Source organism: Paraeggerthella sp. (genome assembly GCF_048427265.1).
Taxonomy (GTDB): Bacteria; Actinomycetota; Coriobacteriia; order Coriobacteriales; family Eggerthellaceae; genus Paraeggerthella; species Paraeggerthella hominis.
In genome coordinates this window covers 15,851-34,139 of sequence record NZ_DBFOSR010000031.1, presented here as the reverse complement: position 1 = coordinate 34,139, position 18,289 = coordinate 15,851, and the positions used below count along the sequence as shown (strand labels likewise).

The following is an 18,289-nucleotide window of genomic DNA, read 5'->3' as shown; positions in this document are numbered from 1 at the left end:
AAGTATACTGCGGGTATGAAGCAGAAACGATCAGCGATTCCTGGAAAGGGAGGCTCTTATGGTTGAAGCGATTTACAAGCGAGCGAGCGTTCGTGCATTTACGGACGAAGCGGTGACCGACGATCAGGTGCGGGCGGCCCTGCGTGCTGCCATGGCCGCTCCCTCGGGCGGAAACCAGCAGCCTTGGGAGTTTTTCGTGGTGCGAGATGCCGAGCATCGTTCTCGGTTGTCCCAGGTCACGAAGTATGCGAAGCCGGCTGATGCGGCGCCGTGCGTCATTGTTGCCTGCATGCGCACCGAAGGCTTGCGCTTCCCTAACCTGGCTGTGCAGGACATGGGCGCCGCGGTTGAGAATTTGCTGCTTGCTGTGGCCGACATGGATCTAGGAGCGGTATGGATGGGTATTGCGCCTGATGAAGAGCCCATGAAGGCTGTTGCGGACATCGTGGGCGCACCGGAGGGCATTCAGCCGTTTGCCCTTGTTGCGCTGGGGCATCCTGCGGCACCGCCCACAGCGAAGGGTGCCGACCGTTACGAGGAGTCTCGCGTTCACTGGTTGAGCTAGCGCCGTCGCACGGCGCTGCAGTCGGTCGAGGAACGGGAGGGCGAGGGCGAGGGCGAAGGATCGGCCTTCCGCTCCTCGACCGACTGCTCCTCGACCCTGGTCGCTTGTCCCGTTCGGCTGCGCGGCCGAACGGGACTGCAGCGGTTTATTCCACCACGCGCGAGCGCGCGTATTCCTGCGCATCTGCGATGTACGCCTCTTGCGAGTGGGCTACGTTGCGCGCCACCGCCTCGGCATCGAGCGTGCGCACCACTTTGCCGGGAACGCCCACTACCAAAGAGCACGGTGGGATAACCTGACGTTCTTTCACAAGCGCGCCGGCTGCGATCATCGATCCCGCCCCGATAACGGCGCCGTTCAGCACCGTTGCGTGCATGCCCACGGTCACGTCGTTTTCGATGACGGCGCCGTGAACCACGGCATTGTGTCCCACCGAAACGCGTTCTCCCAGCACGATGGGGCAGTCGTGGTCGCTGTGCAGCGTGGCGTTGTCCTGCACGTTGCTGTTCTTCCCGATACGGATAGGGGCAACCTCGCCGCGAATCGCCGCACCGAACCACACCGAGCTTCCTTCGCCGAGCGTCACGTCTCCGCAGATCGCAGCGTTCGGCGCGATGTAGGAGGCTTGGCTTACGTCAGGGGCCATCCCCTTGAATTCAACGAGCATGTACGGTTCCTTTCGCCAGACGGATGTCTCCGGTTTGCCGCATTGTCCCGAAACCGCGCCCGATGGGCATCGCAAGAATCAGATGATTTCGCAGAATTCGCCGTCGCGGATGACGCACTCGTCGTCCAGATACAGAGTCGGGCGAAGCACGATGCCGTCGTAATGGCAGTCTGCCTTGGTCACGCCGCCAAACGATGCGTTCGTGCCGAATGCGACGTGCACGGTGCCGTACAGCTTTTCATCCTCCAGAATGATGCCGCAGAGTTTGGCGCGCTCGTTCGTGCCAATGCCCAGCTCGGCGATGGTGCCGTTCTCCGGGCGCGCGAACAGGATGCTCAGTTGCTCGGCGTAGGCGCCGTTTGCGTCGCCGCCTTCCGCCTGCACCAACCGCCCGTTCTCCAGGGTCACCACCAGCGGTTCGGCCAGCGTGCCGATGCCCACCATCGACCCGTCGATAACCACGCTGCCGTTTGCGCCTCCTTCGAGCGGCGCGATGTACGCCTCGCCGGAGGGGAAGTTGCCGCTTGCGCCCGGCGTGCGGTACACGCCGGGGCTGGCTACGCCGTTGCGCCCGTTCAGGTCCATGGTCAGAACGTGTCCGTCCTTCTCGATGCGCGCCGTTTTCGCATGCGTCAACCGTTTGGTCAGCGCCATCGTCCGACGCTCCACTTCAGCGTAGTCGGCGCATGCGGCCCCGTCGCGCAGCATGTCCATGGTAACGCCGGGCATGGTTACCACGCGCGTTCCTGCGGCAGCGGCTTCGATGCGCGCCGTGGTGTGGGTGATCGACTTCGCGGTGGGGCACAGCGCCACGTCCGCCGTCTTCATTGCCGCGGCCACGGCAACGGGCGGCTCTTCGCCGGTCACGCGTCCTTCGGGCATCACCATGAGCAGCGCGCGGCGGTCGAGCGCGCGGGCGGCGTCGTAGAACAGCTGCCCCACCTCGCGCGTGGGGTCGTCGGTCACCACCAGCAGCGTTTCGTCCTCGCCCAGCGCGAGGTTCGTCGAAAGTATGGTTTGTGCGCGTTCTTGCAGGTTCATAAGCAGCCTTTCGAGTTGATGCGTCTCTGTTCGTTCGCATCTTCGCCCGAAACGTACGGTTTGACGCCTGAAAGCGTACGTTTCGGGCGAAGATGCTTGCAAGCGGCGATGCCCGCGAAGCGACTTTGCTCGAAAGCGCTGTCGTTCGCGGGCATCCGTTTTAGCTGCAGCGAGTTTACGCCTGCGGGTCTACGGCAGGCAGCGCGCCCATTCCCTGCAGGTGCGCCATCGATCCGTAGCGTTCTACGAACCGGGCGTACTCGTCGGCGTCGTAGAAGGAGCATTTGCCCGCGCCGAAGGCCTTGGCCGCCTCGATCATGAACGAACCCGCTTCGTCCAGATCGGTCAGGTGCGTGGCCCCGGTCGCGCAACCGGGCACCGCCGTTTCGGTGGTGATGGCAACGCCTACGACGGGCGCATCGGTTGCCGTGCACGGCTGCAGGATGGAGTTCAGGTGGTACAGCCCGTTGCCGTACGGCGTGATGTCGGCCATGGTCAGCGGGAACGTGCGGGCGCGTCGTCCGGTTGCTATCTCGACAAGCGACACCAGATCTTCGCTTACGCGCAGGATGCAACCCTGCTTGACGGTGGGGGAGATCATGAACCCGCGATCGTTCATGATGCGGTTGCCCTTCGTGGTGTCCACCACCAGCACGGCGTCCAGCGCGTCGGCGCCGCCCACTTCCTCGCGGTTGACGTCGGCGGTTGCCACGGGCGAGCCCATGAACGCCACCGGCTCGTGCGGGAACGTGGGAGCATGCGGGCACACGTGGGTCGATACGAACACGTCGCCGGGCAGCACGTCGCCGCGCGCATGCATGGACAGCAGCTTCGCCGCGCAGGCCAGCGCCGTCAGCGCGCCGTCGCCGTCCGACACGAAGCCGATGCGCTCCGGTCGCGCGCCCAGCCCGCCCAGGCGGCCCAGCAGTCCGATGGTGGGGGCGTCGCCGCCCGCGGCGCGTCCCTGCGAGCCCGGAATGCGCACGCGTACCATGTCGGTTGCGCCTTTGGGGCCTTCCAGCACGTAGGTTTCCGCATCGCAAGCGGGATCGATGCTGCGCAGGTACTCGACGGCGGCTTGCCCGCTTGCGGCAGGCGAGTCCAGTATGTCGTAGAGCTCTATCAGCTGCTTCAGGATCATGGCGTCTCCTTGTTTTCTTGGTCTGGCAAACTGTGGTGCATACCGATTGGCGTTGGCTGCGCGTCAATCGGTACTGTTTCCTGCGGCCGCCGTCCGGCGCGGTCGTCGCCGGGGCCCTGTTAGGTCTGGTTGTTGGTGTGTGGGCACGATGCCGCACAGCAGCCGTGACGAGCCCTCGATTCCCTTTGAGCTGGCGGTATCGCGCTTGTGGGCTGCGCAAGAACGGTGTACTCGAAGTTGCATGCAGCAAGTATGGAAGCAATGCGGGCAACTTGCAAGGAGCTGGCCGAAAATGGAAGCACAAAAGCAAACCCGGGCCAAACCGGGGAGGCCATCGCCGTGCGCGAAACCCTAGCATGAAGCGCAAAACGCAGCTTGTTCGGGTGCTTTGTTGGGCACTTTGCAAGTTCGACGCGTTCGTTGCCGGCTTGCTCTATTACAATCCGAATGACAGACTGGTCATGTCAACGCTACGCGGAGAAAGGGCTCACGCACCATGAGAAGGAAGATCGGCATCAAAGAGATCGAGGACATGGCGCTTGGCGCAACCGTCCTTGGCGCTGGCGGGGGCGGCGACCCCTATGTTGGCAAGCTTATGGCCATCGAAGCTATCAAGAAGTACGGCGAGGTGGAGCTTATCTCGCCTGACGAGGTTCCCGATGACGCAGTGGTGTGCGTTTCGCAGATGATGGGCGCGCCCACCATCATGGTGGAGAAGATTTGCAGCGGCGCCGAGCCCATGGCCACCTACGACGAGCTGGTCAACGAGCTGGGGCAAGAGCCCTACGCCATCTACGCCGTCGAAGCGGGCGGCGTGAACTCGACCATCCCGTTCATCCTGGGCGCGACGCGTCAGATTCCCGTGGTGGACTGCGACCTCATGGGGCGCGCGTTTCCCGAACTGCAAATGACCACGCTGGGCATCAACGGCGTGAAAGGCCAGCCGGCGGTGCTCGCTGACGAGAAGGGCAACACCGTTACGGTGCGCGGCATCGACGATCGCTGGCTCGAGCGCATCGCGCGCCAGGCCACGTCGGTTATGGGCGGCTACACCATCTTGGCCTCGTACCCGTGCACGGGCAAGCAGCTCAAAGACTTCTGCATTCCCGACACCCCCACGCTGTGCGAGGAAATCGGCCGCACCATGCGCGAAGCGCGCGAGCAGCACGCTGATCCCATTGACGCCGTGTTGCGCGTGACCAAGGGCTTCCGCCTGTTCCGCGGCAAAGTGGTGGATGTGGAGCGCAAGACCGACGGCATGTTCGTGCGCGGGCGCGCCATCGTGGACGGCCTGGACGAGGACAAGGGCAGCCAGCTGATCATCGAGTTCCAAAACGAGAACCTTATTGCGTTGCGCGACGGCCAGCCGGTCACCACGTCGCCCGACCTTATCATGTCGCTGGACATGGAGTCCGGTGCGCCCGTTACCACGGAAGGCCTCAAGTACGGCGCTCGCGTGGTTGTGGTGGGCATGCCGTGCGCTCCGCAGTGGCGCACGCCCGAAGGCCTGGCCGTAGTGGGCCCGCGCGCGTTCGGCTACGACATCGACTACGTGCCGCTTGAGGAGCGCGTAGCGGCGGCTCAGGCGACGAAAATCCAGGGGGTGCAGGCATAATGGCAGGTCAGTTGCGCACGTGGCGCTTGGGCATCGACGTCGGCGGCACGAACACCGACGCGGTTATCATCGACGGCGACCTGAAGCTGGTCGCCGCCACCAAAAGTCCCACCACCGAAGACGTCATGAGCGGCATCGTTGCGGCCATGCACGAAGTGATCTCGCAGGTTGGCATGGAGGCCGCTCAGAACATCGGCTTCGCCATGCTGGGCACCACGCATTGCACGAACGCCATCGTCGAGCGCAAGCGCCTCAACAAGGTTGCCGCTTTGCGCGTGGGTGCGCCGGCCACCACGGCCATCAGCTGCATGGCCGACTGGCCCGACGAGCTGAAGAGCGCCATGCGCGTGCGCGACTTCTTGGTGCACGGCGGCAACGAGTTCGACGGTCGCGAGATCAGCCCCCTCAACGAGGACCAGATTCGCGAGGTTGCGCGCGTCGTCCGCGAAGAAGGCTTCGAGTCCGTTGCGGTGACCAGCGTGTTCTCTCCCGTTTCCGACGCGCACGAGAAGCGTGCCGCGGCGGTGCTGCGCGAGGAGCTGGGCGAGGAATTCCCCGTTACGCTGTCTTCCGAAATCGGATCGCTCGGCTTCTTGGAGCGCGAGAACGCGTCCATCCTGAACGCCGCGCTCTACGACGTGGCGCGCACGACGGCCGACAGCTTCGAGGCCGCGCTGGCTTCCGAGGGCTTGGCCGACGTGGCGGTGTACCTGGGGCAGAACGACGGCACGCTCATGTCCGTGGACTACGCCAAGCGCTATCCCATCTTCACGATTGCCTGCGGTCCTACGAACTCCATTCGCGGCGCATCCTTCCTGACGCAGGAGAAGGACGCCGTAGTGGTGGACATCGGCGGTACCACCACCGATGTGGGCGTGCTGGCACATGGCTTCCCCCGCGAAAGCATGGTGGCCGTGGAGATTGGCGACGTGCGCACGAACTTCCGCATGCCCGACCTGGTGTCCGTGGGCTTGGGCGGCGGCTCGCTGGTGCGACAGCTGGACGACGGCCGCGTGACCGTGGGCCCCGACAGCGTGGGCTACAAGGTGACGCGCGAAGCGCTGTGCTTCGGCGGGCAGACGCTGACCGCTACCGACATCGTGGTGGCCAAGGGGCTGGCTGATGGCGTGGGCGACCCTGCGAAGGTGGCGCACTTGGATGCCGCGTTGGTGGATGCGGCGTACGTGGAGATCAAGCGCATCATCGAAGACGCCGTGGACGCCATGAAGACCTCTGCCGGCGACGTGACCGTCATCCTGGTGGGCGGCGGCTCCATTCTTTCGCCCGAAGAGCTTGAGGGCGCGGGCCAGGTGCTGCGCCCGGAGAACTTCGGTGTGGCGAATGCCGTGGGCTCGGCCATCGCGCAGGTGTCCGGCCAGATAGCCAAGGTGTTCTCGCTGTCCGAAACGCCGCGTGACCAGGCGATTGCCGAATCGAAGCAGCGCGCATGCGACGAAGCCATCGAGGCGGGCGCCAACCCCAGCACCGTGGAAGTGGTCGACGTGGAGGACATTCCCATGGCGTACCTGGGCGATGCGCTGTGCATCCGCGTGAAGGCTGTCGGCGATTTGATGCTGTAGGCTCTTTTCATATCGAAGAAGGCTTCGCCGCCTGTGCGCGGAGCCTTCTCAAACGCAGGGGCGGGACCGGTGGCGCATCGGCCCCGCCCCTGCGTTCATCGATGCTTGCGCTGCGGCGCCGGTTAAGGCGCCCGTCTGAAACGGCAGCCCGGCCAGCCTCGTTGGCCTTGCCGGTCGCACGCCAGAGACGATCTGGCCGCAGGGCTTTTCAATCCTGTCAAAACGGACGAGTTTTGCGGCGATTTTCCGCCTCTCGCGGGCAGGTTGCCAAGGGGTGTTTTTCATCATGACTGGTCAGAGCGCTGCTTGCTGTATTTATCCTGATTTGAGGACCAGCAAAACTCGTTCGTTTTGACAGAACCTCGACGAAGCGGCGCAAGCAGGGGGAATCGGAGCCGGGTCAAAGGGCGCATCGGCCCCGCCCCTGTGTTTATCGCCCCTTCCCGCACCCTGTATTCTGCCGATACTTTAGTTACTACATATTTTTAAGAACATAAAATTCTGCGTTGACGTATTATGTGTCGGAAGATACTATATGACCCATCGATCGAGGCAACGGGCCTCGACTCTGGGCAACGTTCTAGGGGACTGATATGTTTGTTCTTGATGTCAAGTCGCATATCAAGCGTAACCATCGCTTACGGCAAGCCAAGATGGGCATGCTCATGAGCAAATGGGCCTGGAACCGTAAAGGTTGCCCCCGACAGTTCAAAGCGTTCTTCTCGCGTTTCACGCTTCCGAAGGAAACCGCTTTGTTCGCTCCGCTTCTGCAAACCCATCGCGTTTCTTGCTCGTCCGCTAACTACGGCGAAGCATCCGCAACGAAACTCTTCATTTTTATAGCTTGAGAAGGCATGCCTTGGTCGCGTGCGCCCTTGCAGGGCCCCGGCCATGTTGTATTCGGACTGCCTAGAGAAAGGGGTTGAAGGCATGGCGTAGCAGCGCCACACCTTCCCGGAGACGAACCGGCTTACCCCCCTGACCGATCCAAGCCATAGGAATCGATACCGCAAAGTATAGACGAAACTTGCTCAGATGCCGCCGTTTTCGGCGACTGGCAGGTCACTTCGCGTGTTTTGACCATCCTACTCATAGTCAGGGACCTCAGCCATACGCTCCTGGAAGGCCGGCCACCGTGCATGGGGCATGTCACGGTGTCGTCTGCGCATCAAGCTTCGCATCGAGCGATCCTTCGAAACCGCATCGACGTGCAGCTTTATTCGCAGAGTGGAAAACGTACTACAACGTTGGAAGCAATTGTTGGACACGAACCCGGAGGGGGACGCGTCCGCACAACAGGAGGTAATCGATGGCTACCAATACAGCCAAGAAAAAGGGGATTCACTTCGCATGGTTCGTCCTCGTCGGCGTTTTGCTGATGATGGGTCTGTGCCGTGGCGGCATCAACAGCGGCATGGGCCTGTTCTTCCAGCCCATCAGCGCTGATATGCATATCGGCGTGGGCGAAGTGGCGATGATGTCGTCCATTTCCGCTCTCGTCACCATGTTCTGGAGCCCGTTCGCGGGTCGTTTGCTCGACAAGTTCGACATCCGCATCGTCACCATCGTGGGCGTTATCGTGCAAGCGGGCTGCTTCGCTGCATTGTCCCTGGTCGACGCCGTGTGGGGCTTCTATGCGCTGGCCGCGCTCATGGCGTTCGGCTCGGTGTTCGTGACCCAGCTGGTGGGCCCGATGATGATCAACCGTTGGTTCAAGGACAAGAACGGCCTGGCCATGGGCATCATGATGAGCTTCGTTGCCATCTGCTCCGCCGTCCTTTCGCCGGTCGTTTCCTCCATCATCGCTTCGTCCGGTTGGCGCATGGGCTACATCGTGCTGGGCGTGCTTGCCCTGGTGGTTGTCATCCCGGCTGCGCTGTTCTTGTTCCGCACTCCCGAGCAGAAGAACACGCTGCCCCTGGGCGCTACCGAAGAGGATGCGAAGGCTCAGGCTGCCGACCCGGCCGCCGCTGCTGCTGCCGCCAAGAATCTGCCTGGTTTGACCTCGAAGGAAGCCCTGAAGACCCCGACGTTCTGGTTCTTCTTCATCTTCATGGTGCTGCTCACCGGCACGCTGGCGTTCGCCTCCATCGTTCCCACGCTTGCCATTGAGGCCGGCTTCGACACCGTGACCAGCGGCTTCGCCATGACGGCGTACATGATCGGCACGGCTATCGCTGCTATCGTGTTCGGTACGATCTCCGACAAGCTGGGCCCCCTGAAGGCTACGATGGTTGCGTGCGCCTGCGGCATCATCGCGCTGGTCGGCTTGATCTTCTTCCGCACGAACCTGTACATGTTCTTCGGCTCGCTGTTCTTCTACGGCTGCCTGTCCGCCACCCTGGGCGTTATCGGCCCGCTGGTTCTGGGCACGCTGTTCGGTCAGAAAGAGTTCGGCTCCATCTACGGCATCGTCATGATGGCCACGGGCATCGGCTCCATGATCCTGATCCCGGCGTACGGCTTCATCTACGACGCCACGGGCAGCTTCACTCCGGCCCTCATCATGATCCTTGGCTTCATCGTTGTCTGCGCCATCTCCATGATCATGGCTTTCAAGACCGGCAAGAAGGTCCAGGCCATGTGGATGCCGAAGGCGTAACCGCATCGCCCCTGCGGTGCTGGATCCGGGCGCGCGATCCGGCACCGCACATCCGAAGCGCGCCACCACCCTTTGGTTTCTGCGGGGCATTGCTCCGTGCATGACGACCCCGAACGGTCGGGGTATCGCCGAAACATCCATCCTGAGAAAGAGGAGGAAGCATCATGGCTCTGAAACTACTGGAAGGCATGAAGGTTATCGAGATCGCCGCGTTCATGGCAGCTCCCATGGGCGGCCGCATCCTGGGCGAGTGGGGTGCCGACGTCATCAAGGTTGAGCCGCCCACTGGCGACAGCAACCGCGGTATCGGTCTTGCACGTCATATTTACAACGGCGACCAGGCTGGTTGGGACTCCATCAACGCCAGCAAGCGCTGCATCACGCTGGACACCCGCAACCCCGAGGGTCTGGCCATCCTGAAGGAAATGCTGAAGGACTGCGACGTGTTCCTGTCGCACCTGCGCCCGAAGGACTCCAAGAAGCTCGGTCTTGACTACGAGAGCCTGTCGGCCATCAACCCGAAGATCATCTGCGGTTCCACCTCGGGCTACGGCACCAAGGGCGAGTGGGCTCCGCGCGGCGGCTTCGACGCTGCTTCGTACGCGGCGCGCGCTGGCTACGACCTGGACTGCCCCATCAAGGGCGACAACCCCATGATCCCGTACTTCGGTTTCGGCGACATCCCCACGGGCACCTACCTGGCGATGGCCGTGCTGGCTGCGTACGTCGAGCAGCAGCGCACGGGCAAGGGCCAGGACGTCAACGTGGCGCTCATGCATGCCGGCATGTGGAGCGTGGGCGTGCCCATCGTGACCGCTGCCTACGGCGACGAGTATCCCACGGATCCGAACTCGGTGCTGCCGCTGGCTCGTCCGTACATGTGCTCCGACGAGAAGGCCATCGCGCTCATGGGCCTGCAGTGGCACAACTCCTGGCCGGAGTTCGTGCATGCGTTCGGCATGGACGAGGGCTACATCGCCAAGTGGCCTGACTACCAGACCGCGCTTGCCGCTTCCGCCGAGATCACCCCGATCATCACCGAGGTTCTTGCCGGCGTGACGCGCGACGAGGCTATCGAGAAGCTCATGACCACCGACATCCCGTTCGACCTGTGCCAGCACTTCTCCGACCTGCAGGACGACCAGCAGGCTTGGGACGCCGGCTTCTTCCAGGGCATCGACTATCCCTCCGGCAAGCACATCGGCATCGTCAAGGCTCCCGCCATCTTCTCTTCGGGCGAGGCTGAGTTCGTGGCCAGCGGCTATCCGGGCGAGTTCACCCGCGAAGTCCTCAAGGAGTACGGCTTCGACGACGCCAAGATCGACGACCTGCGCGAGCGCGGCATCGTGACCGAAGAGGACCAGTGGAACAAAGACCAGTACAACATGGAGAAGATGATGGCTGCCGCCGCTGCCGCCAAGAAGAAGGCCGCTGAATAGCAGCAAAGCAAGAACGATCGGCGGCTGCACGCCGGTTCGAAGAAATACCGTTTCCGATCCGTGCGGGGGTGCGCTCCCCGCGCCCCCGCACGGAGCAACAACACGCCCAAGGAGGCACCACCAATGATCGATTTTTCCAAGACCGAGGAGCAGGAACTGCTTCTTGAGAGCATCAAGGAGCTTCTCGAGCGCGAGTTCCCGCCCGAGAAGGAGCGCGAGTGCTACCGCAACGCCGAGTTCCCCTGGGACGCCTGGAAGGCCATGGCTGAGGCTGGCTTTACGGGTCTTGGTCTGCCCGAGGAGGTTGGCGGCACCGATGTCGACCTGATGACGGTTGCTCTGGCCAACTTCACCATCGCTCGCTACGGCGGCCCGCTGTCCGCGTTCTACTCCATGGGCATGCCCACGATGTTCGATGTGTGCGCCTTCGGAACGCCCGAGCAGATCGAGAAGTACGTCAAGCCCTACATCGAGGGCGGCGCCCCCTTGGCTCTGGGCATCTCCGAGCCTTCGACGGGTTCCGACGTTGCCGGCATGCAGACGTCCTACACGTGGGACGGCGACACCGCGGTCATCAACGGCGGCAAGCACTACACCACGTGCGGCATGGAGGCTCCGGCCATCATCGTTATCGCCAAGGACCCCACCGTGGACAACGTGCACCGCGGCGCTACGATGTTCCTGGTCGACCGCGACACTCCGGGCGTGACCATCAACAAGCTTCCGAAGATGGGCCACGAGGATGCTCCCACCAGCATCTGCGAAGTGTTCTTGAACGACGTGCGCCTGCCTCGCTCCGCCATCTTGGGCCAGGAGCACAACGGCTTCATGCAGACCATGCACAACTTCACCCGCGAGCGCATCGCCAACGTGTCCGGCGTTATCGCTACGGCTGTGAACGCGTTCGAGGACGCTTGCGCCTACGCTAACCAGCGCGAGCAGTTCGGTCAGCAGATCGGTCGTTACCAGCTGGTGCAGGAAATGGTCATGAACATGGCCTGCAAGATCGAGAACATGATGAACATGCTGTACAAGCTGTGCTGGAAGGCCGACAACGGCGAAGACGTGCGCATCCTGGCCGGCATGGCGAAGTACTACTGCTCCAAGACCACTTGCGAAGTGGTCGACGACGCCGTGCAGATCCTGGCTGGCATCGGCGTGGTGGGCGACCATCGCGTGGGTCGCTACTACGTTGACATCCGCAGCTGCCGCATCGCGGGCGGTTCCGATCAGGTTATGGTGTTCAACACCGCTCCGCAAATTCTCAAGCAGTACCGCTAGTCTGATAGTCGCATTGCAGGAGGGTACGGTTCGAAGGGGGGTTGACGTTTATGAGCTCACGGCATGAAGGCATTCCGCAGAAGTCCATCGATCTTGCCCAGCAGCTTAGAAGGCTTGCTGAAGCATGGGGAGATGAGACGGCGCTGGTCGAAGTCGCCAACAACGGATCCGAGCGCAGCATGTCGCGCAAAGAGTTGTTCGAGGCGGTGGAGAAGGTGGCCAGCCACCTGCATGCCCAGGGCGTGGCCGAAGGAGACTTCGTAGCTGTTGCCTTGCCTAACTGCCTCGAGCATGCGGTGGTCACCATCGCGGCTTGGCAGCTGGGAGCCTGCTGTGTGTTCATGCCCCCCAAGGGAACCGCTTCTGAAAAGCGCGATCTGCTTGGTTTGATCGACTGCCGTCTTCTTGTGTCGGACTGGGATTTCGAAGGATCTCACGGTGCGGCTACGCGAGAGGACGTGCGTGAATGGATGGCCGGAGACTTCCCGGAGGGTTCCGAAAACCTGCCCTTCTTCGCCTGCACGCCGATGCGCGCGGTGGCAACGGGCGGGTCGTCCGGGAAGCCGAAGCTGGTGGTGCAGGGGATCAAACCCGCGTACTGCGGTGCCGACCTGGAAAGCTGGACGGCTATGACCGGCCAGATTGCATGGGGTCGACAGCTGGTGCCGGGCGCGTTGTTCCACAACCTGTACAACAACACCACCTACATTGGCTTGTTCTTCGGGCAGACCGTGTACTTGATGGAGCGGTTCAACGCTGCACGTGCGCTTGAGCTGATTGAGAAGCACCAGATCGATTGCATTGGTTTGGTGCCCACCATGATGGAGCGCATGATGGCCGAGCCGTCATTTACGACGCGCAACCTGAGCAGCTTGAAGGCGGTGTTCCACAGCGGCGGGCCTTGCCCGGACCGCGTGAAGCTTGGCTGGATCGATCGTTTGGGCGCGGATCGCGTGTACGAAATGTACGCGGCAACCGAGATGGTGGGTTCCGCCGTCATTCGAGGCGACGAGTGGCTTGAGCATCGCGGCAGCGTGGGACGACCCGTGGGGTGCGCGTTCCAGATCAGGAGCGAGGAGGGCGAGGTCCTGCCGGCTGGACAGGTTGGCGAGATCTTTGGCAAGCCGGTTCCTGGCCTGATAACGCATTACGTGGGGGCGCCGTCCATAGCGGCCGATGACGAGGGCTACTGCAGCGTGGGGGACATGGGCTGGCTTGATGCCGACGGCTATCTGTACATATCCGACCGCCGGGTGGACATGATCGTCACCGGCGGGAAGAACGTGTACACGGCCGAGGTGGAGAACGCCCTGTTCGATTACCCGGGCATTCAAGATGCCGTGGTGATCGGCATTCCCGATGAGGAGTGGGGTCGGCGCGTGCATGCCATCCTGGAGCTTGAAGCGGGAATGGATGCATCGTCGATATCGTTCGATGACTTGAGCGCGTTTCTTCGTACGAAGATCAGCGGGTACAAGTGCCCGAAGACGTTCGAGATCATCGAGTGCATGCCCCGCACCGATTTCGGCAAGATTAGAAGAAAAGAGCTCATTGAGCAGCGCCTGCAAGGGCTGTCCGAGCATGAGCCTTGCGCATAAGCGCGAACAACGGTATTACCCCGCCGCCGCCGACGGCGGGCATTCGATACAAAGAAGCACTACCTATTAAGGAGGAGTCAGAATGCTGCAAGCACCGATGTACTTCGAGGACGTTGAGGTTGGTTACAAGTTCCAGTCTCCCGGTGGCCGCACCATCACCAACGCTGAAGTGGTGAACTTCGCGCAGATCACGGGCGACTACAACCTGGTCCACTTGGACAAGGAGTTTGCTAAGACCGGCATGTACGGCAAGAACGTTGCTCACGGCGCGCTCACGCTGACGCTGGTGGGCGGCATGCTCAAGCGCACGGAGTTCTGGACGGCTACGGCCGAGACTCTGGGCGATCTGACGGGCTTCAAGCATGTGAAGTTCTTCAACCCGGTGTTCTTCAACGACACGATTCACCTGGAGTGCGAGATCGTGGGCAAAGAGGACAACGGCGACGGCACGGGCACCATCGAGATCTCCATCCTGGGCATCAACCAGGAAGGCACGACCTGCCTCGACAACGTGCGCTACTACTCCATCGCCAAGAAGAACTAACACAAGCAACCATTTGAGGAGGATCTCATTATGAACGAGCAACTGCAGGCAGCTTTCGACGCCAAGTTCAAGGACACCTGGTTCTTCGAGGACGTGCCCCTGAACCACAAGACGCCGGCTACCACGGGTCGCACCATCACCGAGGCTGACATCCTGAACTTCGCCGGCATCTCCGGCGAGTGGGCTCCCATTCACATGGACCTCGAGTACTGCAAGGCCCATGGCCATGACACCGTGCTGGCTCAGCACATGCTGATCTACACGTTCACGCCCTCCATCAACCCCTCCGATCCCATGATGGCCAAGATGAACAACTCCATTCTTGCCACCAAGGGCACGAAGAACTGGAAGTTCCTGAAGATGCCGGCCGTGGGCGACACCGTCTACACCACGTCCGAGATTGTTGCGAAGGACGACAACAAGCCCGAGCGCGGCGTCATCATCATCCAGATGTCGATGATCGACCAGAACGGCGACGTTCTCCAGACCGGCGAGTATCACCTGGTCCTGGCCAAGAAGATCTTCTTCGAGAAGCAGTTCGAGGAAGCCGCTGCCAAGCATCAGCAGTAACAGCAACGCTGCGCACCGTGGCCGACCTTCCCGGCCGGCCACGGTATCGCCTGCGGACATGGACGCTTGGTCCAACCGCTGCGTATCGCCTAGCCGCTTTGTGCGGTACCCAACCGTTTGGTCGAAGCGTCCATGTCGCACGCGCGGCATGCTGACGATAAGTTAGAAAGGATAGTCATACCATGAACATCATCGTTCCCATCAAAGTTCTGGCCGACGATCAGGACATCGTCGTCGCTGCCGATAGGAGCCTGGACGACTCCAAGGCCCATCGCATCGTCTCCACCTACGACCTGAACGCGCTGGAGGCCGCGGCCCAGCTGGCCGCCGCGCACGACGGCTCGAAGGTCGTCGCCGTGTCGGTCGCCGACGCGAAGGCCGACGACTCGAAGCTGAAGAAGGGCATCCTGGCCCGCGGCGTCGACGAGCTGGCCATGGTCGCCGACGACGCCTGCGCCGACCTGGACGCGCACGCCACCGCCGCCATGCTCGCGAAGCTGGTCGGCGCGCAGGGCGGGTTCGACCTGGTCGTGTGCGGCGACGGCTCCGCCGACAACTACGCGCAGCAGGTCGACGTGCAGCTGGCCGACGCGCTGGGCCTGCCGGTCGTCACGGCGGTGTGCGCCATCTCCGTCGAGGGCGGCGTCGCGACGTGCGACCGCATGCTCGAGTCCCAGGTCCAGACCGTCCAGGTCGACCTGCCCGCCGTCGTGTCCGTCGTCCCCGACGTCGCGCTGCCGCGCATCCCGGGCATGAAGGACATCCTGGCCGCCGGCAAGAAGCCCTCCACGGTCGAAGCCGCCTCCGAGGCCGCCCCGGCCGTCGTCGAGATCGTCGAGACGAAGGCCCCCCAGCAGGCCGAGCGCAAGCTCGAGATCCTCGACGCCTCCGTCGACGGCGACATCGAAAAGTTCGCAGCCGCCCTCAAAGCGGCCCTGTAGGAAAGGTTGGTGCAGCAATGAAAGCACTCGTTATAGCCGAAACCCCGCTCGCCGCGCGCGCCCTGTGCGCGGGTGCCCGCACGATGGCCGACGAGGTCGTCCTGGTAGCCCCCGGCGTCGAGCCGACGACCGGCGTCGCCGACAAGGTCGTCCACGTCGACGTCCCCGCCGGCTCCGCGATCGACGACGCGTACGCGACCGTGAACGCGATCGCCGACGCCGAGGCCCCGTCCGTGGCGCTGGTCGAGCCCACGCGCCGCTGCAAGGTGCTCGCGGGCCGCTTGGCCGCGCACGCCGGGACCGCCGCCGTCACCGACGTCATCGAGTTCGCCGACGGCCTGGCCACCACCATGTACTTCGGCGGCGTGGGCCAGCGCAAGAGCAAGCCGGCCGGCAGCCTGGCCGTCTACACGGTGGGCGCGGGCGTGTTCGACGAGTCCGCCGCCACGGGCACCGACGCCGTCGAGGAGGCAGCGTTTGAGGCCCCCGAGCGCGCCCTGCGCGTCACGGGCGAGAAGGACCTGCCCGCCAGCGACGTTGACCTGCCTGCCGCCGACGTGGTCGTGGCCGGCGGCCGCGGCTTCGCCGAGGAGGCCGACCTCGAGCTCATGCGCGCCCTGGCCGCCAAGATCGGGGGCGAGTGCGGATGCTCGCGCCCCTTGGCCGAGGGCGTAGACTGGATGCCGAAGGAAGCCTACATCGGCGTGTCCGGCGTGATGCTGGCGCCGAAGGTGTACGTGGGCGTGGGCATTTCTGGTCAGATGCAGCACATGGTGGGCGTGAACCGCGCCGGAACCATGTTCGCCATCAACAAGGACAAGAACGCTCCCATCTTCAAGCAGTGCGATTACGGCATCGTGGGCGACCTCAAAACGGTCCTCCCCGCGCTGGCGGCAGCCCTGTAGGGAGCCGGCGCGAAAGGGGCTGCGGGAAGCGGCCCCTTCACCCCGATACGAGAAAGGATAGGACATGGCTGATTTCGACGCGATCGTCGTCGGGTCCGGCTGCGCTGGGGCCGTGGCGGCCTACGAGCTGGCGCGCGCCGGCAAGTCGGTCCTCGTGGTCGAGCGCGGCAGCTTCGCCGGCGCCAAGAACATGACGGGCGGGCGGATCTACTCGCATTCGCTCAAGAAGGTGTTCCCGGACTTCGAGCAGGAGGCGCCCCTCGAGCGCAAGATCACCCACGAGCGCATGGCGTTCATGGACCCCGCGGCGCAGCTGGCGGTGGACTTCGCCAGCCCGGAGCTGGCCGAGGAGGGCAAGGACTCCTACAGCGTCCTGCGCGGGCCGTTCGACCAGTGGCTGGCCTCCAAGGCCGAGGACGCGGGCGCCGAGTACATCTGCGGCATCGCCGTGGAGGAGCTCTTGAAGGACGGCTCCGGCAAGGTCTGCGGCGTGCGCGCGGGCGAGGACGAGATCACCGCCGAGGTGGTCGTCCTGGCCGAGGGCTGCAACACCGTGCTCGCCGAGCGCTGCCTGGGCAACCCGCGCCCCAAGGCCTCGCAGATGGCCGTGGGCATCAAGCAGGTGCTCGAGCTGCCGGCCTCCCAGATCGAGGACCGCTTCCTGTGCCCGGAGGGCGAGGGCGCGGCGATGCTGTTCGTGGGCGACTGCACGCACGGAAACGTGGGCGGCGGCTTCCTGTACACCAACAAGGACTCGATCTCGCTCGGCCTCGTGGCCACCGTCTCCACGGCGGCCGACGCGTCGAACCCGTACCCGGTGTACCAGATGCTCGAGGACTTCAAGAGCCACCCGGCCGTGGCGCCCATCATCCGCGGCGCGAAGCTGGTGGAGCACTCCGGCCACATGGTGCCCGAGGGCGGCTACGACATGATCCCGAAGTACGTCTTCGACGGCTGCGTCATCGCCGGCGAGACGGCGGGCCTGTGCATGAACATGGGCTACCAGGTGCGCGGCATGGACTTCGCCGTGGCCAGCGGGCGCATGGCGGCCGAGGCCGCGGTCGAGGCCATCGACAAGGGGGACGTCTCCGAGGCGGGGCTGTCCTCCTACAAGGCCAAGATGGAGGACTCGTTCGTCATCAAGGACCTGCGCACCTTCAGCAAGTGGCCCCACGTCATGGAGCACTGGGACTCGATGTTCACCGACTACCCCGTCATGGTGAAGGAGATCTTCAACGCCATGTTCAGCGTGGACGGCGCGCCGCAGAAGCCGCTCGTGAAGCGCATGATGCCCATCGTGAAGAAGCGCGGGCTGTTCAAGCTCGCTCGCGAAGTGAGAGGAGCGACGAAGGCCCTATGAGTGCTATTGCTGACATCACCGTCAACGTCGACGAGTTCCTTGCCCTCGACAAGTACGAGGTGGACGAGGAGAACGCCCACATCGAGCTGGTGGACGACCCCGACGACGAGGAGTTCCTCAAGCTGGTGCGCGTGTGCCCGGCGGCCCTCTACAAGGTCGACGAGTCGGGCGCGAAGTCGTTCGACTACGCCGGCTGCCTGGAGTGCGGCACCTGCCGCATAGCCTGCGGGTCGACCATCGTCAAGAAGTGGGAGAACCCCCAGCCCACCATGGGCGTGGAGTACCGCTTCGGCTAGGATCGGAAATCCCCGCTCCGATCCCCGTACCGTTTCGCCTGACCGGGCCGCAGCATCGCGCTGCGGCCCGGTTGCTTTTCGGCTTCGCGCGGTGCAAGCGCGATAGGGAGGGGAAGGACGACCGCAGGCGCGCAGCTGGTTTCG

Annotated in this window: 16 protein-coding genes; 13 read left to right on the top strand and 3 right to left on the bottom strand. The window is 63.4% G+C overall.

The annotated features are described in order from the left end of the window. Positions 1-58 precede the first annotated feature (58 nt). Positions 59-565, top strand: a complete 507-nt coding sequence (locus ACMNI9_RS03310) for a nitroreductase family protein (RefSeq protein WP_225749611.1) — start codon at positions 59-61, stop codon at positions 563-565. A 145-nt stretch (positions 566-710) separates the two neighbouring features. Here the strand turns inward: ACMNI9_RS03310 and ACMNI9_RS03305 are convergent, their stop codons facing one another. The 3 genes from ACMNI9_RS03305 to ACMNI9_RS03295 all read right to left on the bottom strand — a co-directional run bounded on the left by ACMNI9_RS03305 (position 711) and on the right by ACMNI9_RS03295 (position 3,414). Continuing rightward, a complete protein-coding gene (locus tag ACMNI9_RS03305) occupies positions 711-1,232 on the bottom strand; it encodes a gamma carbonic anhydrase family protein (RefSeq protein WP_216529156.1) in 522 nt (173 codons plus the stop codon). Positions 1,233-1,310: 78 nt separating this feature from the next. Next, on the bottom strand, positions 1,311-2,273 hold the full coding sequence (locus ACMNI9_RS03300) for an aminopeptidase (RefSeq protein WP_418830854.1): 963 nt from the start codon (positions 2,271-2,273) through the stop codon (positions 1,311-1,313). Positions 2,274-2,448: 175 nt separating this feature from the next. Further along, entirely contained in the window at positions 2,449-3,414 is a 966-nt protein-coding gene (locus tag ACMNI9_RS03295) for a DUF1177 domain-containing protein (RefSeq protein WP_216529158.1), read from the bottom strand. Between the two features lie 496 nt (positions 3,415-3,910). On the opposite strand from ACMNI9_RS03295, the gene ACMNI9_RS03290 reads away from it, so the two are divergent. The 12 genes from ACMNI9_RS03290 (at position 3,911) to ACMNI9_RS03235 (ending at position 18,145) form a co-directional block, all read left to right on the top strand. Beyond that, complete coding sequence (locus ACMNI9_RS03290) at positions 3,911-5,029, top strand: DUF917 domain-containing protein (RefSeq protein WP_216529159.1); 1,119 nt, start codon at positions 3,911-3,913, stop codon at positions 5,027-5,029. Continuing rightward, positions 5,029-6,609 (top strand): hydantoinase/oxoprolinase N-terminal domain-containing protein, encoded by a 1,581-nt coding sequence (locus tag ACMNI9_RS03285; protein ID WP_418830851.1) that lies wholly within the window; start codon positions 5,029-5,031, stop codon positions 6,607-6,609. Before ACMNI9_RS03290 ends, ACMNI9_RS03285 begins: the two co-directional genes overlap by 1 nt. Positions 6,610-7,918: 1,309 nt before the next feature. Then, the gene (locus ACMNI9_RS03280) at positions 7,919-9,211 is read left to right on the top strand and encodes an MFS transporter (protein WP_114566684.1); all 1,293 of its coding nucleotides are present in this window, start codon (positions 7,919-7,921) and stop codon (positions 9,209-9,211) included. A 164-nt stretch (positions 9,212-9,375) separates the two neighbouring features. Continuing rightward, entirely contained in the window at positions 9,376-10,650 is a 1,275-nt protein-coding gene (locus ACMNI9_RS03275) for a CaiB/BaiF CoA transferase family protein (protein WP_114566683.1), read from the top strand. 123 nt (positions 10,651-10,773) lie between these two features. Further along, positions 10,774-11,931 (top strand): acyl-CoA dehydrogenase family protein, encoded by a 1,158-nt coding sequence (locus ACMNI9_RS03270; protein ID WP_114566682.1) that lies wholly within the window; start codon positions 10,774-10,776, stop codon positions 11,929-11,931. Between the two features lie 50 nt (positions 11,932-11,981). Beyond that, the gene (locus ACMNI9_RS03265) at positions 11,982-13,529 is read left to right on the top strand and encodes a class I adenylate-forming enzyme family protein (protein ID WP_418830848.1); all 1,548 of its coding nucleotides are present in this window, start codon (positions 11,982-11,984) and stop codon (positions 13,527-13,529) included. Between the two features lie 82 nt (positions 13,530-13,611). Further along, entirely contained in the window at positions 13,612-14,073 is a 462-nt protein-coding gene (locus ACMNI9_RS03260; protein ID WP_114566680.1) for a MaoC/PaaZ C-terminal domain-containing protein, read from the top strand. 30 nt (positions 14,074-14,103) lie between these two features. Further along, complete coding sequence (locus tag ACMNI9_RS03255) at positions 14,104-14,643, top strand: MaoC family dehydratase (RefSeq protein WP_114566679.1); 540 nt, start codon at positions 14,104-14,106, stop codon at positions 14,641-14,643. Positions 14,644-14,825: 182 nt separating this feature from the next. Next, entirely contained in the window at positions 14,826-15,584 is a 759-nt protein-coding gene (locus ACMNI9_RS03250) for an electron transfer flavoprotein (RefSeq protein ID WP_216529164.1), read from the top strand. A gap of 17 nt (positions 15,585-15,601) precedes the next feature. Further along, positions 15,602-16,489, top strand: a complete 888-nt coding sequence (locus ACMNI9_RS03245; RefSeq protein ID WP_225749600.1) for an electron transfer flavoprotein subunit alpha/FixB family protein — start codon at positions 15,602-15,604, stop codon at positions 16,487-16,489. Positions 16,490-16,553: 64 nt separating this feature from the next. Then, entirely contained in the window at positions 16,554-17,849 is a 1,296-nt protein-coding gene (locus ACMNI9_RS03240) for an FAD-dependent oxidoreductase (protein ID WP_418830846.1), read from the top strand. Further along, a complete protein-coding gene (locus ACMNI9_RS03235; protein WP_114566954.1) occupies positions 17,846-18,145 on the top strand; it encodes a ferredoxin family protein in 300 nt (99 codons plus the stop codon). The genes ACMNI9_RS03240 and ACMNI9_RS03235 overlap by 4 nt, the downstream gene beginning before the upstream one ends. Positions 18,146-18,289: the final 144 nt, after the last annotated feature.